Raw genomic sequence first — 2,119 nt, forward strand, 5'->3', positions numbered from 1 at the left:
CCCTTCGGCCGGCCGCCGCCGGCCCCCTCCACACGTGAACGCGGCGCACCGGACGCGCCCGCGCGGCGAAGCCGCAGATCGGACACAACCCCGCACCCCTTCGGCCGGCCGCCGCCGGCCCCCTCCACACGTGAACGCGGCGCACCGGACGCGCCCGCGCGGCGAAGCCGCAGATCGGACACAACCCCGCACCCCTTCGGGCCGGGCGCGGCCGGTCCCCTCCGCAGGTGTTGCGGGCCGGGCGCGCCCGTGTGGTGGAGAGTCGCAGATCAGACACAGTCCCGCGTCCTCAGCGGCCTGTCCTCCCGTCGGCTGCGAGTGAACGTGGGACGTCTCACACCACGGCCCGGCGTCTCGTTCGGGTTCCACAAGTGCGAAGATGGGGCTCGGCAGGACAGGGCCCCATCCAAGGGCCGAGAACATAGAGCGGCCGGACACCAGCCGCCGACCGGTCACTGGAGACCGGCGTGGCGCACATGCATGGAGGACGTGACGTGGCGAACGACGCCAGCACCGTTTTCGACCTAGTGATTCTCGGCGGTGGAAGCGGTGGCTACGCCGCGGCCCTGCGCGGGGCGCAGCTGGGCCTGGACGTCGCCCTGATCGAGAAGAACAAGCTCGGCGGCACCTGCCTGCACAACGGCTGCATCCCCACCAAGGCCCTGCTGCACGCGGGCGAGATCGCCGACCAGGCCCGCGAGAGCGAGCAGTTCGGCATCAAGACGACCTTCGAGGGCGTCGACATGGCGGGCGTGCACAAGTACAAGGACGACGTGATCGCCGGCCTGTACAAGGGCCTCCAGGGTCTGGTCGCCTCCCGCAAGGTGACCTACATCGAGGGTGAGGGCCGGCTGTCCTCCCCCACCTCCGTCGACGTGAACGGCCAGCGTGTCCAGGGCCGCCACGTCCTGCTGGCGACCGGCTCCGTGCCGAAGTCGCTGCCGGGCCTGGAGATCGACGGCAACCGGATCATCTCCTCCGACCACGCCCTCGTCCTGGACCGCGTGCCGAAGTCCGCGATCATCCTGGGCGGCGGCGTCATCGGCGTCGAGTTCGCCTCCGCGTGGAAGTCCTTCGGCGCCGACGTCACGATCGTCGAGGGCCTCAAGCACCTGGTCCCGGTCGAGGACGAGAACAGCTCCAAGCTGCTGGAGCGCGCCTTCCGCAAGCGGGGCATCAAGTTCAACCTGGGCACCTTCTTCCAGAAGGCCGAGTACACCCAGGACGGCGTCAAGGTCACCCTCGCCGACGGCAAGGAGTTCGAGGCCGAGGTCCTGCTGGTCGCCATCGGCCGCGGCCCGGTCTCGCAGGGCCTGGGCTACGAGGAGCAGGGCGTCGCCATGGACCGCGGCTACGTCCTGGTCGACGAGTACATGCGCACCAACGTCCCGACGATCTCCGCCGTCGGTGACCTCGTCCCGACGCTCCAGCTCGCGCACGTCGGCTTCGCCGAGGGCATCCTGGTGGCGGAGCGTCTGGCCGGTCTGAAGACCGTCCCGATCGACTACGACGGCGTCCCGCGGGTGACGTACTGCCACCCCGAGGTCGCCTCCGTCGGCGTCACCGAGGCCAAGGCCAAGGAGATCTACGGCGCGGACAAGGTCGTCGCCCTGAAGTACAACCTGGCGGGCAACGGCAGGAGCAAGATCCTGAAGACCGCGGGCGAGATCAAGCTCGTCCAGGTCAAGGACGGTGCGGTGGTCGGCGTCCACATGGTCGGCGACCGTATGGGCGAGCAGGTCGGCGAGGCCCAGCTGATCTACAACTGGGAGGCGCTGCCGGCCGAGGTGGCCCAGCTCATCCACGCCCACCCGACGCAGAACGAGGCGATGGGCGAGGCCCACCTGGCGCTGGCCGGGAAGCCCCTCCACTCCCACGACTGACGCTCTCGGTCATCGGGCGCGACGACACAGACTTCCGCACTTTTAAAGGAGCAACCGAAACCATGGCGGTTTCCGTAACCCTTCCGGCGCTCGGCGAGAGCGTCACCGAGGGCACTGTCACCCGCTGGCTGAAGGCCGAGGGTGAGCGCGTCGAGGCCGACGAGCCGCTGCTCGAGGTCTCCACCGACAAGGTCGACACCGAGATCCCCGCTCCCGCCTCCGGCGTGCTGTCCTCC

The 2,119-nt window shown here is 69.7% G+C and carries 2 protein-coding genes; both read left to right on the top strand.

Annotated elements, in window-relative coordinates; genetic code table 11:
• Positions 1-494 precede the first annotated feature (494 nt).
• Entirely contained in the window at positions 495-1,883 is a 1,389-nt protein-coding gene (gene lpdA / locus B7767_RS34795; RefSeq protein ID WP_085575573.1) for a dihydrolipoyl dehydrogenase, read from the top strand.
• A 62-nt stretch (positions 1,884-1,945) separates the two neighbouring features.
• On the top strand, positions 1,946-2,119 hold a 174-nt coding region (locus B7767_RS34800; protein WP_306298026.1), incomplete at its 3' end, for a biotin/lipoyl-containing protein.

This window comes from Streptomyces sp. 13-12-16 (genome assembly GCF_002114215.1).
In the GTDB taxonomy this organism is placed as follows: domain Bacteria; phylum Actinomycetota; class Actinomycetes; order Streptomycetales; family Streptomycetaceae; genus Streptomyces.